Annotated in this window: 14 protein-coding genes and 1 pseudogene; 8 read left to right on the forward strand and 7 right to left on the reverse strand. The window is 39.6% G+C overall.

Annotated elements, in window-relative coordinates:
• Nucleotides 1-49: 49 nt before the first annotated feature.
• A pseudogene (locus BV372_RS02950) lies at nucleotides 50-406 on the reverse strand (SnoaL-like polyketide cyclase); the annotation flags it as partial.
• Nucleotides 407-495: 89 nt separating this feature from the next.
• Nucleotides 496-1218 carry a pyridoxine 5'-phosphate synthase gene (locus tag BV372_RS02955; protein ID WP_086683043.1) on the reverse strand — a complete coding sequence of 241 codons (723 nt, stop codon included), beginning with the start codon at nucleotides 1216-1218 and terminating at the stop codon, nucleotides 496-498.
• A 136-nt stretch (nucleotides 1219-1354) separates the two neighbouring features.
• Between BV372_RS02955 and BV372_RS02960 the strand changes: the two genes are divergently transcribed.
• On the forward strand, nucleotides 1355-1993 hold the full coding sequence (locus BV372_RS02960; protein ID WP_086683046.1) for a Uma2 family endonuclease: 639 nt from the start codon (nucleotides 1355-1357) through the stop codon (nucleotides 1991-1993).
• 58 nt (nucleotides 1994-2051) lie between these two features.
• On the opposite strand, the gene BV372_RS02965 is transcribed toward BV372_RS02960, so the two are convergent.
• From BV372_RS02965 to BV372_RS02975, 3 genes are all read right to left on the reverse strand, one after another.
• Nucleotides 2052-4589: an ABC transporter substrate-binding protein gene (locus BV372_RS02965; protein WP_086683049.1), complete on the reverse strand. Its 2538-nt coding sequence runs from the start codon at nucleotides 4587-4589 to the stop codon at nucleotides 2052-2054.
• 30 nt (nucleotides 4590-4619) lie between these two features.
• A complete protein-coding gene (locus BV372_RS02970) occupies nucleotides 4620-4997 on the reverse strand; it encodes a hypothetical protein (protein ID WP_086683052.1) in 378 nt (125 codons plus the stop codon).
• 170 nt (nucleotides 4998-5167) lie between these two features.
• Nucleotides 5168-5950, reverse strand: a complete 783-nt coding sequence (locus BV372_RS02975) for an ABC transporter permease (protein ID WP_086683055.1) — start codon at nucleotides 5948-5950, stop codon at nucleotides 5168-5170.
• 149 nt (nucleotides 5951-6099) lie between these two features.
• Between BV372_RS02975 and BV372_RS02980 the strand changes: the two genes are divergently transcribed.
• The 6 genes from BV372_RS02980 to cas6 all read left to right on the forward strand — a co-directional run bounded on the left by BV372_RS02980 (nucleotide 6100) and on the right by cas6 (nucleotide 12913).
• On the forward strand, nucleotides 6100-6705 hold the full coding sequence (locus BV372_RS02980) for a DedA family protein (protein WP_086683057.1): 606 nt from the start codon (nucleotides 6100-6102) through the stop codon (nucleotides 6703-6705).
• Between the two features lie 852 nt (nucleotides 6706-7557).
• On the forward strand, nucleotides 7558-7830 hold the full coding sequence (locus BV372_RS02985; protein WP_086683112.1) for a GlsB/YeaQ/YmgE family stress response membrane protein: 273 nt from the start codon (nucleotides 7558-7560) through the stop codon (nucleotides 7828-7830).
• 618 nt (nucleotides 7831-8448) lie between these two features.
• Complete coding sequence (locus tag BV372_RS02990) at nucleotides 8449-9357, forward strand: polysaccharide deacetylase family protein (RefSeq protein WP_086683060.1); 909 nt, start codon at nucleotides 8449-8451, stop codon at nucleotides 9355-9357.
• A 183-nt stretch (nucleotides 9358-9540) separates the two neighbouring features.
• Nucleotides 9541-10416, forward strand: a complete 876-nt coding sequence (locus BV372_RS02995; RefSeq protein ID WP_086683116.1) for a polysaccharide deacetylase family protein — start codon at nucleotides 9541-9543, stop codon at nucleotides 10414-10416.
• A 69-nt stretch (nucleotides 10417-10485) separates the two neighbouring features.
• A complete protein-coding gene (locus BV372_RS03000) occupies nucleotides 10486-11073 on the forward strand; it encodes an ureidoglycolate lyase (protein ID WP_086683063.1) in 588 nt (195 codons plus the stop codon).
• 688 nt (nucleotides 11074-11761) lie between these two features.
• Nucleotides 11762-12913: a CRISPR-associated endoribonuclease Cas6 gene (cas6, locus tag BV372_RS03005; RefSeq protein WP_086683066.1), complete on the forward strand. Its 1152-nt coding sequence runs from the start codon at nucleotides 11762-11764 to the stop codon at nucleotides 12911-12913.
• Nucleotides 12914-13127: 214 nt separating this feature from the next.
• Here the strand turns inward: cas6 and abc-f are convergent, their stop codons facing one another.
• On the reverse strand, nucleotides 13128-14768 hold the full coding sequence (abc-f, locus tag BV372_RS03010; protein WP_086683069.1) for a ribosomal protection-like ABC-F family protein: 1641 nt from the start codon (nucleotides 14766-14768) through the stop codon (nucleotides 13128-13130).
• Between the two features lie 573 nt (nucleotides 14769-15341).
• Here abc-f and BV372_RS03020 point away from each other — a divergent pair.
• Nucleotides 15342-16829 (forward strand): sorbosone dehydrogenase family protein, encoded by a 1488-nt coding sequence (locus tag BV372_RS03020; protein WP_256973073.1) that lies wholly within the window; start codon nucleotides 15342-15344, stop codon nucleotides 16827-16829.
• Nucleotides 16830-16835: 6 nt separating this feature from the next.
• Here BV372_RS03020 and BV372_RS03025 read toward each other — a convergent pair whose 3' ends face one another.
• A complete protein-coding gene (locus tag BV372_RS03025) occupies nucleotides 16836-17291 on the reverse strand; it encodes an EVE domain-containing protein (protein ID WP_086683079.1) in 456 nt (151 codons plus the stop codon).
• Between the last annotated feature and the right edge of the window lie 391 nt (nucleotides 17292-17682).

Here is a 17682-nt window from a genome sequence, read left to right on the forward strand (position 1 = left end):
TGCTGTCAGGCTGGTTTAGTTATGTGATTCACTAAACAACGAATCGCACGTAATGCTCTGAATCAGCCATAAATAAATTGTAAGTACCTTGGGCTGATAAATCTTTAGCTGTGTATTCTGGACCTCCATTAGTACTTACACGAAACTTGTCATTAACAATAGACAACCACTGCTGTGGGTTGGTTTTGAAAGACACTTCCATCTCGAAAGTTCTTACCAAGTTTTGTACGATCGCTTCTAGAGTACCCTCTAAGTGATGGCGTGTACTTTCTTGGGCTAAATTCTCTTTAGACCGAGAATAATCAGGAGGTGCCTGATAGCGCCATTGGGCATCAGTACTTCCTTCAATAACTTTATCCCGATCTTGTACCCAAAGCGGTAGGCTGTTAGATTGTGTTGCGCTCATAGAAGTCTTTGCTTAAAATTGTGTCCCCAATTTCTGGATTTCGCAGTTATGACCCCTCTAAGCTTTCAAACAGTTATTTAGTTAACTGTTTACAATTCTCCTCTAATGGCTTGTTTCATCTCACGAACAGCTCTTTCTATACCTACTAAAGCTGCTCGGCTGATGATGGTATGACCAATATTTAGTTCTTCCATCCCTGGAAAACTAGCCACAGGATAAACGTTCCAGTAGGTAAGTCCATGACCAGCATTTACTCGCAATCCAGCTTGAATCGCTTGCTCGCATCCTTTAGCTAACACGGCTAACTCTTGCTTGCGACTTGTTTCATCGACAGCCTCAGCGTATTGCCCAGTGTGAAGTTCGATGAACTTGGCTTGCACTTTGGCAGATGCTGCAATTTGTGACGGTTCGGCATCGATAAATAGACTAACTGGAATGTTAGCACTTTGCAATTTCTCAACTATCTCACCTATTTTAGCAATTTGCCCAATAATATCTAAACCGCCTTCTGTTGTAACTTCTTCACGTTTTTCTGGTACTAAAGTTACATAATCAGGTTTGATATCGAGGGCAATTCCTAACATTTCCTCTGTAGCGGCCATTTCTAAATTTAAGTGCGTTCTCACCGTTTGCCGTAAGAGTCGCACATCCCTGTCTTGAATATGCCGTCTATCTTCCCGCAGATGCACCGTAATCCCATCTGCACCGCCTAATTCTGCCAGCACCGCCGCCGCTACGGGGTCAGGTTCCACCGTTCGCCGTGCTTGCCGAATCGTCGCAATATGGTCAATGTTTACGCCGAGTGTAGACACCCCTAGTTTCTCCCGATCCACAGTCTTTAGGATCTTGATTTTACCGGAAATGCTGTTAAAGAGGTAAGCGTAAGAGCGATCGCCTTCCCTACTCTACAGATTTAGAATAATATCTACATCCACTTTTTAAGGCGATATGCTTTTAGAACTAAAACAAATTATCGTCAAACCAGGTCAACAAATGTTGCTCAAAGATGTTAGTTGGCAGCAGTTAGAAAATATTTTAGAAGAAATGGGAGAACGCCGTGCCGCCCGCATTTCCTATAGTCATGGCTGGTTAGAAATTATGGTGCCGCTACCCGAACACGAAAAAGATAAAGAATTGATTGGCGATTTAGTCAAATTCTTGTTAGAAGAACTCCAAATAGATTTTGAACCTTTTGGTTCCACAACACTTAAAAATGAGCGAATGCGGCAAGCTGTAGAAACAGATACCAGTTTTTATATTCAAAATCAAGCTGCTGTAATTGGTAAAAATCGTATTGATTTAACTATAGATCCACCACCAGATTTAGCCATTGAAATTGATATCACCTCCCGCACTCGGTTTGATAACTATGAGATTTTGGGAGTTCCTGAACTTTGGCGATATACACAACAAGGGTTAGAAATTAATTTGCTACAAGCAGGAAAATATATAAAATCTCAATCTAGCCCGAATTTTCCTAATATTCCAATTATTGAATTAGTCAATGAGTATGTTCAGCAGTGTTTAACGATTGGCAGAAGCCAAGCTATGCGTAATTTTAGAAATTGGGTTAAAAATAATTTATAGCAATTTTAAATTTGAGGTGCGATCGCATAGTTGTGCGTAATCCTAAAACTCACGCTAACTAAGGTTGAATTCGGACAAACTCATATTCGTTAGTACCAGGTTTTTGTTGAACTTTGGCTAAAAACATGGGGCTGTCTTTGCGATCGCCAGATGGTAAAAACTGAATCTTTCCTGTTGCACCATCAGCTAAAAAACTAGGACTGTGCAACACCTTTTCTAGCCCCTCACGAGTTTTATTTTGCTTCAAACCTGCAATGAGCGCCTGAGTTGCATCATAAGATGTCGCTGTTCGCCAATTCACCGGAGCTTTCCACAATGCATCAGCATTTTGCACAAAAGGACTATTAGGAAATGCTGTGCGATGCCAAGGTACAACCAGTATCATACCGTTAACATTGGCTTTTGCATCTTTTAGAGTTTGCTCCGTGTACAGTGAAGGATAAGCAAATAATGGCAACTGTCCTCGATTAGCTTTTACCACCTCTAGACCTCTCTGAATTTTGTGCCCAGGAAAAGCTAAAACTAAGCCATTTGCACTACTATTCTTAGCTTCAGAAATCACCGTATTAAAATTGATATTATCAGATATATTACAATCTTTGGGGTTAATTATACCACCAGCAGCTTCTATTTTTGTGCGAAAAGCATCTTGAAACTGTTGATAACCAGATGCTGAATCAATACAAATAAGAATATTGGGCTGACTAGCTTTTTTGATAAATTCATCAGACAGTTTTTTTGCTAATTTTTCTGCTAACAAAGAATTAGTAGGAGCAGTACGAAATATATACTTGTGTGAGTCAGTAAGGTTTTGGTCGAAACTTGTGGGAGCTATCATCACTAACTCTTTGCTTTTATATACTCCGCCGGCAGCATTTGAAGCTTCGCTAGAGTTGTGTCCAACTACAGCCATAATACTTGGATTGTTTACAAACTTCGTAGCAATATTTGAGGCAATGTCTGGGTCATTATCATCATTTGCGATCGCTACTTCCAAAAGCTTCCCATTAATACCGCCATTTTGATTCACTTCATCTTGAGCCTGAGCTACACCACGTAGCATCTCTTCTGCTATATTTTGAGCGTTACCAATTGGTACACTCACTGCAATTTTGAGCCGATCTCCTTTCTGACGAGCTTTAGTATTATTTAAGTAAATTAATGCTTCTGGGTCAGTGGGATTAGTTTTTCGGTAAGCATCAAACTTTTCAATAGCAGTTTTACAATCACCTTTAGCAAATGCTTGAATGCCACCAGCTTTTTTATCAGCGTTTGTATCTGGTTTTAATAAAATTTTTTCACCAAAGCTAATTCTGCCGTCCAAAATATACTCCTCTTTGACACAGAAATTTACTATAGGCTGAACTACAGGTTGAGGTTTATCTTGAATATTAAAAAAGTAGACTACAGTACCACCAAAAACTATTCCGATTACTCCAATTATGCAAGAGCCTATGTAATATGAAAAATTCCTATTTTGGGAATGTGGAGAATTGACAACTACTGGAGGTGTGGTAAGTTGCTGTCCGGTAATTAAAGAAGCTTCGATTAGGGCTATATCTTCATCTCTGAGTCCTAAAAGTTGCTGAACACGTTTCAAATTAGCGCGAGTTCTATCACTCGGAGGAAACCCGTGTTTAATCTCGTCGCGGAAAGCTAGCTCATATTGCTGCAATTTTTTCTTTTTATCTTCTATAGGTGCTAAAACCTGAGTTTCAATTGCAACAGCCTGTTCAGGTGTTAGTTTCAGGGTATCTTGTAAACCTACTAATGCAGCGCGACCAGCAACAGAAATTTCACCGTTACCTCCCTCTACCCAATACTCAACTTCTCGACGATATGTGAGCATGGGATCATTGCTGGGCGCTTTAGCAAGTTTAATTGTGTAGCCTCCTTTGATAGGATATATCTCTGGCCTCATAGCTGGCGTACTGTCTTGCACCTTCTTGGCAGCATATTCATGCAACTCATCAACAGAAATCCAACCATCTTCATCCCGGTCTGCTGCACCAGTCTCTAACCCCTCAACTATGTAGCTAGTATAAGTTGAGGTATCTGCCCCTTGCTGTTCAAAAGAATATTGGGTTGAAGTTGAAGATGTGAGAACAGCTCGTCCTTCTCCACCTAATTGGTTCTTGATATCTACAAAACCATCATCTCTCGCTAACATCCCCTCGGCGAACGCACCACTAAAGCAACAATCGAGAATTAGTACCTCACGTCTAGAGCGACTATCACTCATGAACTTATGCACAGAGCTAGCTGCCATTGCGGTTGTTTCAAAAAGTCTCCCTTGTAAATTTTTGCGCGTATTGCAAGCAGCAAAGTAAAGTGTACCACTCTCATCTTTAATACCATGTCCAGAGAAAAATAGCAGAACTAGATCATCTCTTTGACGCTCAGCAAACAAGATTTCAATAGCTTCCGCCATCTCATATTGTTTAGGATTTAATAGTACTTTTACATCATCAAAACCGCCAATTTCTGGGTTCTGTAAAACTTGCTGTATTGCCTCAACATCTTTTGTTGCTGCTGGCAATGGGGTAAGATCAGACTCATATTCACTGACTCCAATTAGCAGTGCTACTTTTGCCATCTCGTTATTCTTCCTTGCTAATGGAGTTTCCTATTTACCAGCGACGAACTTTTGAGCTTGTTCAATGACTGCGGTTAACTCTTGCTGGCTGTTGGCTTTAACTTTCAGCTTTTTGCCGTTGGCTTCTACTTCCAATTCAATTGGTTTGTTACCCAAGCGATCGCGCAAAGACTCCAACACTTTCTTAAAATTGGCAAGGCTAACCTCTGTTCGCAACACCCCTACCAGAAAACCTCCAACAGACTTTGCTCCTTCGGGTGTGTCTGTAACTGCTACGAGTTCTGCACTTTCTACATCTAAGTCTCTAATCTCTCGCAGGAAATTTCGCGTTTCTCGCTCCTGCTCTTCTGTATCTAAGTCGGGATTGGAAAGAGCGATCGTCAGTTTGACGTTAGATTCAGAACTCATTTTGTATCCTTTCAGGTTTTAAGCAGTTGACTGTCAACAGTAATTTCCGCGATATTTATATTGAAATCACATTTGCTATGTAAAGTTCCTGAAGATTTTCTAATATTTTGACAAATGTTTTTTATTTTTAGACAAAAATTGCCAGAAATAGCAGCTATTCACCGTTGTTGCTAACTCGAAGCACTAGTATAAAAACGCAACGCAAACCGCCAGAACCAAGTAGAGACAAAAAATAGCCCTAATGCCAATACTACTGCACCTACGATCCAGGTAATTTGTCCTCGGCCCAGCATGGCTTCTGCTGGAACTGTAGTTAAAAAAGCTACGGGTACTACAAATGTAAAGAAAAAGCGGTAAGCAGATGGGTAAGCTGCGATCGGATATCTTCCAGCTTCCAATAAACCCCGTAATACTTCGGTAACGTTGTAGATTTTCACAAACCAGATGCTAGTCGCTCCTAGCATAAACCACAGGCTATAAAGAATTACCAAGCCCAACAATAATGGCACTGCACTGACTAAATAATTGTTTAGACTTAAGCCGAGGCGTATACCTGCATAGCCAATGATTGCGCTACCAAAAACTAGATCTGGCAAACCCCAAGGGGAAAGGGTGTGGGTAGAAAGCCAAAACTGACTGCGGATAGGTTTGAGTAGAACAAAATCTAAAGTACCTTCCTGCACATGACGGACAATGCTATTCAAGTTGGGAGCGAGAAAGGTAGAAGAAAAACCTTGTAACAGGGTAAAAATTCCCAGCACAACTAAAGCGGCTTCCCATGACCAGCCAGCAAAAGTGTAGCCAGTACGGTAAAACAAGAATAAACCAAACAGGCTACCTGCCAGATTACCCAAGCTGGTGATGGTAGCGACAATAAAGTTAACGCGATACTCCATCTCAGCTGCGATCGCAGTACTCCAAAATAGTCTCAGGACTTTCAAATATCTCTGCATCTTGCACCCTTAACCCAAAATCAACCGTTTGTCATTAATATTTTGTAGATCAAACAATATATTCACGGAAAATTAATATTATTTTGCGTTCCAGAAAATTACCAAACGTTAAGATGTTGTATGTTTATGCTTAAAAGGTAAAATATTCTATGCATTTCGATTTACCAGCACTGATTAAATCACTTGGCTATTTTGGTGTATGGGGAATTATATTTGCTGAGTCTGGTTTGCTAATTGGCTTTTTTCTGCCTGGGGATAGTTTGCTGTTCACGGCTGGATTTGTAGCCTCTCAGCAATTACTGAATATTTGGATTTTGATTATTGGTGCTTTTATTTTTGCTGTCCTAGGAGATAATGTCGGTTACACTACCGGATATAGATTTGGTAGAAAATTATTTAGCAAAGAAGATTCATGGTTATTTCATAAAAAACATATTGTTAAAACCCAAAAATTTTATCAAAAACACGGTAAGAAAACAATTGTTTTAGCGCGTTTTATACCGATTGTGCGGACTTTTGCTCCAATTGTTGCAGGTATTGGTGCTATGCATTATCGGACATTTATGTCTTATAACTTGATCGGTGGCTTTGTGTGGACATTTGGTATTACCTTTCTAGGATTTTTCTTAGGAAAATCTTTGCCACCCGAACAAGTCGATAAATATTTATTACCGATTATTGGATTAATTATAGTTGTTTCTTTAATACCATCGATTGTTCATATAATTCAGGAAAATAGAGGCAATAAAGAATAAAATTACCTTCGTTGCTTACCGGAGTTAGGCATAAACTCAAAAATATACTAGTAGGAACTACAAGCTTAGTCGATTGACGCTCGCTAGCCCTAAAAGGCTTGTCATTACCCACATTTGATAAATCCCCGCTTCATTGCTAAAGAGCTTCAGAATAGAATTCCAAGGCTAATAGTTAAAGTCTACTGAAGTAGGCTAAGCAAAGATTGCAGTCCACCTGAGTGGACTTGCGCTATTAGCCCGGAACTTCAAATCTGGGCAAGATAACAAGAGAGCGTGATAGTTTGACTGTTACAAAAATGTGGCTAATGACAAGACTTGTAGACTTCCTTAGGGCGGCTAAGTACTTAAATATAATTAATTACACAATGTAATTGATTTTGCGTGGTTACTTACTCTACCCTGCGGGAACCCTCTTTGAGGGAACGAGAACGCCTAACAATGAACCCACAGAGTAGTAAGTGGAGTTGGAAGCTCTCTTGCGGTGCTGGACTTACTGCACTAGCTGACCAATAATACAGGACGGACTTGATGACTCAATATGCAGTGTCAGACGACTCGCTTATTTTTTGAGCAAATTGGAATTTTAATGCATCCTCTAATGCTTCTAGTAGAAGAGATAGTTAATGAGAAATGCATATACTGCAATTACCAAGCAATAGTTTGACCAGCTTCTAGTAAAAGACCTGCTAGAAGCTTTTTTTTAATGTCAACCGCGGTATCTATCGAAAGATATATTAACAAGTTATGTATTCCTCAAGGTATTTAATAATTAGTTCTGTTGATAGATTGGTTGCTCATGATGCGACTGTTACTATTTTTTTCAGTAAAAAACCTTTAATAAATAGTGAACTCATGAACATTATTGCTTGGATTGTTTTAGGTCTAATTGCTGGTGCTATTGCTAAAGCTATCTATCCCGGACGCCAAGGCGGTGGCATTCTGGCAACAATCATCTTAGGCATCATCGGTGCCTTTATTGGCGGTAGCCTAGGTATATTCTTCACTACAGGAAGATTAGCTCTAGCGGCTCCTACTCTGAGCATTCCTGGTATCTTCGTGGCAGTTCTTGGCGCAATTGTTGCTGTCTTTTTGTGGAACTTACTAAACCGCCACAGCGCCGTGTAAAAAAATTAGGTCATGGACGATTAATCGTAGACATCGGGGAATTAGTTTAACGATTTTTTTGAATCCAACTAAGAAGTTAGCGCTTACCTAGAAGTTTGGGAAGCGCTATTATTTTTTTGATAAAAAGGATATTTGTAAAGCCTTGTTTCATACTTGCGACGATGAGAAATAGGGGCTACACAGTTTTGAAGATTTAATTATAATTAGCATCTATCAATATTTTTTGAGAATATTCATGCAAGAATCAGGGTGATAAAATCCAACTTGGGAAAATATTTTTTGCTTTAGTGCACGAGTAGTTGGTGCAAGTTCTAAAGCGGCTACTTATGTGGGGATAGATAGCGATCGCATTATATGGCTGACTTTGCTTTTAAGTTGGTGTATCCGCAGTCTGGGGTCAAATTGGTCACCTACCCGAGCCTTTGGCTGGAATATTTTAACGGATTTTCTTCTTTTTTCTTTTGGCAACGGATATATTTATTACAATCGTTTGTAATATTAGGCAAGCGGGAACAAAAATCTAAGGTACTATTCAACAGGCCTGGATTGAAAAGAGGGAAGTCGGGCTTGAGTAAGACAACAACTGTAACTCATGACTGAAGTGGAAGGAGTGTTAAGGTGGCTGCCCAGAGGATATCGCAAGTTTTACAAGTAGGAATAGTTATAGTAGTAATTGCTACGGGTGCTTTGAGTCTGAGTCTGCTCAATGGTGAACTGCTCCAGAAATTGGCAATTAACAAGCCAACGGATAAGAACGTAAAAGGTGGGTCTAACAGCGCAACGTCCCCACCCGCCAAAAACTTAATTGTAGAAGTGCCTAAATCATTTCAGCGGCAAACTATTTATCAAGCGAAGCTGAAAGCAACCGACAAAGTGATTGCCTTAACTTTTGATGATGGACCAGGCCCGAAAAACACCGTACAGGTACTTGAAATTTTAAAGAAAAATCATATTAAAGCTACATTTTTTGTGACTGGGGAAATGGTGCAAGCTTACCCTCAAATTGCTAAACAAGTAGTAGCTGACGGTCATGCTCTTGGTAACCATACCTGGCATCATTGGTATCGTCAGATGGATACAGCTACTGCGGCTAGTGAAATTGATCGCACAGCAGATATTATTTATAAAACTACAGGGGTAAAAACCGCTTTGTTTCGTCCACCTGGAGGCTATCTGCATAATGGATTAGCTGACTACGCCAAAAATCAAAATTACACTATCATGATGTGGTCAAGTCTGTCAGGAGACGCTAACCGTCATTCACCCCAGGTGGCAGGAATGATCAAAAATGTACTTAATGGTGCAAAACCAGGCTCAATTGTGCTGTTGCACGATGGTGGTGGCAATCGTTCTCGGACTGTGAAAGCTTTACCAGGCATTATTGCTGGTCTTAAGACCAAGGGTTATAAATGTGTGACAGTATCGGAACTGCTAGAAATGCAAGCTAAAGAAGAAGCTACAGCAATGAAAGCCGTACCTGCGGTTACAAAGAATGAACCTGCAAACAATCAGCCTCATCAACAGTGATATTCTCAGGGCAGAAAGCTCATTCAACAAGAATGCCTGCTTCTATTGGAAAATATTTCTGTGCTACCTATTGATGAGTGAAATAAGTTTAGTGTACAAAAACTTGAATCACTAAAACACTAAGAAAATAAGGGTTTTTCTCTGTCCTAGTGTACGCAGTTCATAAATTTTTAATTTTGAATGTTGCAACCTCCATCTTTTCAACCGATTACTCAACGTCCGGCGTTAAAATTACCTAATAATGCCAGAGTTGCCGTTTGGGTAGTAATGAATGTCGAACACTTCACCTTTGGCAAACTGGGAACAGCAATTCAACCTCACTTAAATAGTTACCCAGAAATAGCTAATTATGGTTGGCGAGACTACGGTAATCGTGTAGGCATTTGGCGGTTATTTGAACTATTTGCTGAGTTAGAAATTCCTGTAACAGCAGCAGTGAATGGCGAAATTTTTCCGCTTTATCCGGAGATTATGACAGCCATGCAGCAATATGGTTGGGAAATCATGGCGCATGGGATTAATAATTCAACTGGCCATAGTGGCATGAATCTGCAAGTAGAAAGCGAGATCATTAATCAAACTTTAGATTTACTGCGTCAAGCTACTGGTAAAACTCCCAAAGGCTGGTTAACCCCTGGATTTTCGATTACGGAATCAACTTTTGAACTATTACATAATGCAGGAATTGTTTACACTGCTGACTGGGTAAATGATGACCAACCTTATTGGTATCCTTTACCTAATGGTCGTTTGTTGGCTATTCCTTATACTATAGAAGCAAATGATATTAGCTTATGTTTAAGTAATCGCTTTTCTGGTGGAGAATTTGCTCAAGCTATTCAAGACCAATTTGACCAGCTGTGGCAGGAAGGAGAAAACCAAGCAAGGGTAATGGCAATTGGCCTACATCCATTTATTGTGGGTCAACCACTACGGCTCAAATATTTAAAGCAGTGTTTGCTACATATTAAAAATAAATCTGATACTTGGTTAACCACAGGTGAAAGTATTTATGAATGGATGAATAAACCACAGATAAACACAGATAAACGCAGATAATTATTACGAATCATTGGCGTTTATCGGCGGTTAAAAATATTTATTTATCTAACTTCTACAACTAGAATTATGAATATTTCTCCAACTAATGTTTTAAAAATCCCTGTTATTGATGCCAATATAGAAAACACCAAACCCTATGGGCATCTTCTAGGTGATGATGTCAGTAAACCTGGCTTAGGAATTCCCTTTTATCAAGAACGAGTATTAGAAGGCGAAAATATTGACTTTACCTATCGGGGAACGGCTACTTTTAGAACAGCAAAAATCTTGCCTGGATATCCGCCAATTATTTGGTTAGAACGTCATATGCACATGACCCAAATGTTTATTGGTTTGGGACAAGCACAATTTATTATGGTGATGGCACCACCTAATCATGAAAATGATGAAAACTTGCCTAATTTAAATCAAGTACAAGCATTGCGGTTCCCTCCTGGTTACGGACTTTTGCTGCATATTGGCACGTGGCATGATTTTCCCATAGCGTGCGATCGCCCTGTGGTTGTTCTCACTGCAAATTCTGATGAAGTTGTTACTGCTTTAAGTCAAATGCAGACACCAGGTGAAATGAATCAAGGCGATGTGTATAAAATATCGCTGCTCAAAAGATTAAATTGTGAAATTCACTTGGACGTTGAGTCCTCCCGTGTATAAGTTTTTGGCGTTGATGAATATCGCTAAAAAAGGCGAGGAAACCCCGCGCCTACAAATGCATCTGTCGCATTCTTTTTTGAATTGCTATTATTATCGATTACGCTTAATAACGCTAATTTCAGGCTAAAAACCGAAAATTTAAATTCAAAAACTTTGTTATCTCTTATTTTTACTTTCTTGTTCGGCGAAGTTTAAAAATACTGCCTCCCGATTGAGCGAGTTATTTTAACAATCTGTAATATTTTGCTAATTACTAGCTAAATAAGCAATTTCAGCTATTACAGCCAGCGTAGAAACGCAATTTTTAGTTTACAAAACTAAATAATTGTGGAGGTAATTAGTAATTACGAATTATGTTGAAATTGATCCTCATTTATTTTTAGTTCTATGTCCAACGACTGTAATTAGCATAGGTTTTTACCCTTTTTTAGCGATTTTATTTGCTTAAATTAGAGGATTTTGGCATGAAGAACAAATACATTCCCTGGCGACTAGTATCGCTTCTCTACGAAACGCTGCGCGAAGGCAAAATTCAAGCATCAAAAGTCACAAGTTATTTGCAGATTCTGATCTTCTACTAGCTTGGGCAGAAGAAAGTTGTTTTCCTCGCCCCTCAAATTCATTTTCATCCCCATGAGGAGATGAAAAGAACGTAAAATATTTAACGTTATTTGTATAGCAAGCAGCGATGGCAAGAGCAGCTACATCTACCAGTCGCAAAGCCAAGTCCAAGTCTGTGTCAGCTTCCTCTCTTCCCACTTGGACAGCTGACACTGAATTGGTAGGATTGGTGTTTGACCTTGAGGCAACTAGTTCTAGTGCCCTCTATTCTCAGTACACAATTGGACTCCATGCCTGGTTTCTGGATCAAGTACGGCAATTCAACCCGGAACTCTCGGCTTACCTTCATGATGGCGAGTCAGAAAAGCCCTTCAATATTTCGGCGCTGGAAGGTCAACTTGTTCCTAGTGGGAAACAACTGCAACTAGAAGCAAAGCAGATTTATCGTTGGCACGTCAACGCCCTTTCTCAAAAGGTGGCGCAGTTTATCAGTCAATGGTTAACTCAACTGCCACAAACCTTAGCTTTAAGAGATGCACCTTTACAAATTAAACAGGTAAGTATTGCCCATCCACCAACCACCTACGCGCAATTGTTGCAGTCATCTATAGAGAAAAAAACTAACATCAGTCTCAGCTTTGTCTCACCCACCAGCTTTCGCCGCAAAGGTCATCATTTCCCTCTCCCTGTGCCTGTAAATCTCTTTCATAGCTACCTGCGTCGCTGGAATGACTTTTCGGGAATGATTGTAGAACCAGAATCTTTTCTCGAATGGATAGACGAAGGGGTAATCATCCACCAACATCGCTTGGAGTCGGTAAAAGTGGCAGCTGGTAAACGCGGTTCAGTGACTGGGTTCACAGGAGCAATTTCTTGTAGTTTAAGTAAAGCCGCTTTAGCTAACGTTGAATTTACTCAGTTGTTTTATGCCTTAGTCAGACTTGCACCTTATTGCGGTACAGGACACAAAACCACCTTTGGGCTGGGACAAACGCGCTTAGAGTGGCTGGAACGAGAACCAACTACACCCACAGAGTTGCTGACAAATCTGTTGGGTGAACGCATTGCCGAACTGACAGCGCTATTTACTGCTCAACGAAAACGCACAGGAGGCGATCGCACTGATAAAATTGCTTCTACATGGGCAACGATTTTGGCACGACGGGAAATGGGGGAATCATTACAAGTAATAGCCCAAGATTTGGAGATGCCCTATACTACTGTGAAAACTTACGTAAAATTAGCGCGCCGAGCACTGAAGCAAGAAAATCTGGAATGACGCGAGAAGCTTATCTTTTCTCTTGGTCATTCCAGCTTACGAATTTTCCCAAAGCAAAACCGAGAGTATTCCTTACCAAATATCAATTACAAACACGAGCACTAATCAATAGACTTCTTGCAGAAGTCGGTTAAAGGCAAAGGGGAAAAGGGGAAAGGAACTCAAAAACCTTTCCCTTTCCCCCCTCTTGCAAAAATATATTTTTGCAAGAGGTCTAATTTAAAAAAGCCAGTAATTCTCGATAATATTGCTCTGGTGTACTAGGTAAATGGGTCGTTACTTGCAAAGCTTGTCGGCTTAACTTGAAACTTTGAGTAATGTTGATCCGCCTGAGGAAATCTAGATCGTGGGAAATTACCCAAAGCGCACCCTGATACTCATTAATACCTGCAACCATCTGCTCAACGGTTTCAATATCCAAGTTATTAGTCGGCTCATCAAGAATTAACAAGTCAATTTCAGAGATGCTGATGATTGCGATCGCTAATCTTGCCAATTCACCACCACTCAACACTGATACTGGTTTGTGAACATCATCGTATTTGAACAAAAAGTGCCCCAGTTGTTGACGCAGCAGTTGATAGCTGAGGTTGGGATTGGCGGCTTGCATATTTTCTAGAATCGTCTGCTGACGGTTTACCAGTTCGTAGGTTTGGTCGAGATATACGGCTTTCATAGCTGGTGAGAGCAAAACCTCACCTGACTCCAAAACCGCTGTTTGCTGTTCCATTCCTAGAATTGCTTTCGCGAGAGTCGATTTACCTGAACCATTCGCACCGACAATTGCCAAGCGATCGCCAGAGGTAATATGCAGCTGAATATTTTCAATCAGCAAGCGTTCTGACACCCAAAGATTTGCACCCTGGATATCAATCAAATTTCTGCGTTTTTGCCCCTTTTCTGCTAGTTGAATACTTGTCGCCTTAGTTGTTTTCACTTTGGTGTCTGCAAGCTTTTGGGTAGCTTTTGCTACTGCAAGTTCATGTTTCTTTTTGGCATTTCCGGCTGAAGCCTCAGCTTTGGTTTTAATCAGTCCGGCTGAGGCGCGGTCAATGCTGCCATTGAGAAACTGGCTACGTCCTTGGCGCTGAGATTGCGCTGCGCGTTGCTGTTCTTGCATAGCTGTAGCTTGGGTACGTTTGAGTTCTTTTCTGGCAACTTCATGCGATCGCCATGCTACTTCTAACTCTATTTCTTTCTGCTTTCGATAGTGAGAGAAATTACCTCCGTAAACTTTCACTCCTTCAGGTGTAAGTTCCCAGGTAACTTCAGTTACTTGATCCAAGAAAAAAGGCTTGTGTGACACAATGATATATGCACCAGCGAAATCTTGAAGAAACAGCCTTAAACTTTCTAACGCCAGTAAATCCATATGGTTTGTTGGCTCATCTAGCAATAGCAGGCTTGGTTCTTGAGATAAACCAATTGCTAGAAACAGTTTTGTCAGTTCCCCACCACTTAAGTTAATAACTGGTAGAGATAAATCAAGAGTAGTGTGGAATTGCGCTTGCAAAATTTCTTCAATTCTCCACCATTCATCAGAGATAGAACTCAAAAAATCTAGTACTGTATCTGCTGTGATTTCTTGCATGATGGTGCTGATTTGAGGTAAGTAGTAGACATTATCCTTACGCCATACAGATCCATGATTAGGACTAATTTGCCCTGCAAGTATCTTCAGCAAAGTAGATTTTCCTACTCCATTGCGACCAACCAAAGCAATGCGTTGACCCGAAGGCGTCTTGCCGAAGGCATCGCCCATACTAATATTGATATTAACTCCCTGAAATAGAGTTCTATCTAAGCCAAGTTCGTAACCTACGTTCTCAGCTAACAAAATTGAATTTCTATGCATATTAATCCTATGAAGCGTCCAATTAACCACGCAGTGAAATGCTGGTAATGTCAGCTAGTGATAGAAACCTAATTAAAGGCAAGCCAGCCGACTATTCTGTAAGCAAATAAAGAGTATGGTGCTGAGAATTTTTAAATCATTAGCTTGTTTGACACTCAGAATAAGCTCTACAACCCTGCTAACAGCAGTTGAGTGTAGATGATGGATTGTAAGTAAAACTTGGTAGCAAGAAAGCTTTGAGCCAACTTGCTAATTTCTGGATTATTTTTCGTTGAAACTGTTGCCTACCAGCAACGCTTCTTTGTTACTACTTCATGTCAGCTAAATTAATTGAGGCGTTTTCAGGTTTGAAGCTATCTACAGCTTACCACAAGATAATTCCAGAAGCATACTCAATAATATTTGCTTATTTATGCGCAGTAGAAGTGTACTGCTGGCAAAGCAGAATTAACAACTATGTAAAAGCAGTAGCTGAGGAAATAGATCCAGCCTAAACAGCAGAAGCTGTATTATTTAATAAAGTTGAGTTTGCTAAAATTCAGTACGTAGGATATTTGGAGCAATAGTAGAATCTTGATTCCTAAATTCATAATTAATATGAAAAAATTTTACATTTTATTTTGTGTCTGCTTTTGTCTAATTTCAATTGTGGCTTTATCCAATATTTCCTCTGCCCAAATCACAGATCCTATACCCGAAAAAGTTGAAAAATCAAAACTCTCTGTGGGTTTAAAAGAAGTTGTACAAATTCCTATCAGTGGAACCGGAGCTAATAGAGTTGCAAGATTGAATTTTTTAACTCATGCAGGTGATGGTAGCGGCAGGTTATTTGTTAATGATATGCGTGGCAAACTCTACGTAATTAATAATCGCAGAGTCACAGTATATGCAGACTTTAAAAGATTAATTTGCTCAGGCTTCACTTATGAAACTGGACAACAGGGTTTTTCTTACTTTGCATTTCATCCGGATTTTGCTAAAAATGGGATTTTTTATACTGTAAATAGTGAAGATAAAAATGATAACATTCCTGATTTTACAGTTAAGAAAAAGATTGTTAATAACAAAGGTGATATTATACAAAGCTCCCACCATGACGTAATTCGTGAATGGAAAGCAGATCAGCCTGCTGCTAATAAGTTTTCTGGAATATCTAGGGAGATTCTGCGTATTGAACAGCCATACCCAGATCATAATGTAGGGCAATTAGGCTTTAATCTTAATACTAAACCAGGAGATGTCGATTATGGCATTTTATATATTGCTGTTGCAGATGGCGGAAGTGATGGTTTCCCCGTTAGCCATACAGATCCTCTAAATAATGGGCAAGATCTTAGCACCCCCCTTGGTAAAATTCTTCGTATTGATCCTTTTGGTAAGAATAGTGCCAATGGCAAGTATGGTATTCCTAAAGATAATCCTTTTGTGAGGAATAAGAATTCAAATATATTAGGAGAAATTTGGGCTTACGGGCTGCGTAATCCCCATCGTTTTAGTTGGGATACTGGCGGTGAGGGCAAAATGTTAATTAGCGATACTGGCGAAGCTTTTATTGAAGAAGTCAATCTTGGCATCAAAGGTGCTAATTATGGATGGGGAAAGCGTGAAGGAACTTGGGTTGTAGAACAAAAAAATGAAAATGTTCTATTTCCCTTACCTAAAAATGATTCTGAGTATGGTTACACATACCCTGTCGCCCAATATAGCCATCACATACCAAAAGATTGGCCAGATTATTACGGAATTGCGATCGCAGGCGGTTATGTTTACAGAGGTAAAGCAATTCCTGAATTGGTAGGTCAGTATATTTTTGCTGACTTTGGCAACGATGGACGCTTTTTTCATGTACCTGTAGATGAGCTTGTTAATGGTAAACAGGCAAAGATTAAAGAACTTAGACTTTTTGATGGGAAAAAAGCAGGTTCTTTTCTACAAATAATTGGCAATAAACGTTCTGATGTCAGGTTTGGGGTAGACGAAAAAGGGGAAATTTATGTAACCTCTAAGAGCGATGGTAAGGTGAGAAAAATTGTTCGTTCCCCAGAATATTATAAATTTTAGAAGAGCTTATAGTTTTTTCATTACCAAAATCTTTTGAGCTACTACTTCAGAAACTGGCATTACTGATAACCGATTTCCTGTTCTTACTAAAATTAATTCTTCAGGACTAAACTTTTCTTTGAGTGTTGATAGCAAGATAGGCTGAGAAAAATACTCAACAAATTCTATAATAACTGTTTGCCAGCGAGGAGATTCAGGAGTTGATTTTGGGTCATAGTATTTGCTGCTTGGCTCAAACTGGGTGGGGTCAGCAATACCTGTTTTGATAACGCGTGTCAACCCGACAATGCCTGGGAGATTACTATTTGAATGATAGAAAAAAGCTAAGTCTCCCATTTGCATTTGGCGTAGAAAGTTGCGAGCTTGATAATTGCGAACACCGTCCCAGATAGTCTCACCTTGCTGTTGTAGGTCAGCGATGCTATAAACTTCTGCTTCTGACTTCATTAACCAATAATTCATCGATTTTATAGTCTTTGCTTTGTCTTGAAATATTTTAAGCCCTGACTGGTCGCTAGAGATGAATAACCAAGAATATCTTACTTTTTAAAGTAGAGTGTAGACGTTCATCTTGTTTATAGACAAGCATTGTGATTGAAAGTATTTTGATATCTCACGCTTTTTTTCTGATATTTTCTGCTATCACAGCAAATTCAGAAGCTGGAATTAAAATTAGCGATCGCATTATGGAACGACGCAAAGTATTAACACATCTATCGTCAAATTTTATACCCTATATCTGCATTTTATGTGTTTATTACTTTAGGCAGAAGATGTGAGTTAACAAGTAAGTTTTAACTGATTTCTTTTTAAAAATTAAGTTTTATTGTATCCAGGAATACATAATAATTAA

Origin of the sequence: Nostoc sp. T09, assembly GCF_002154695.1 — a bacterium.
In the GTDB taxonomy this organism is placed as follows: Bacteria; Cyanobacteriota; Cyanobacteriia; order Cyanobacteriales; family Nostocaceae; genus Aulosira.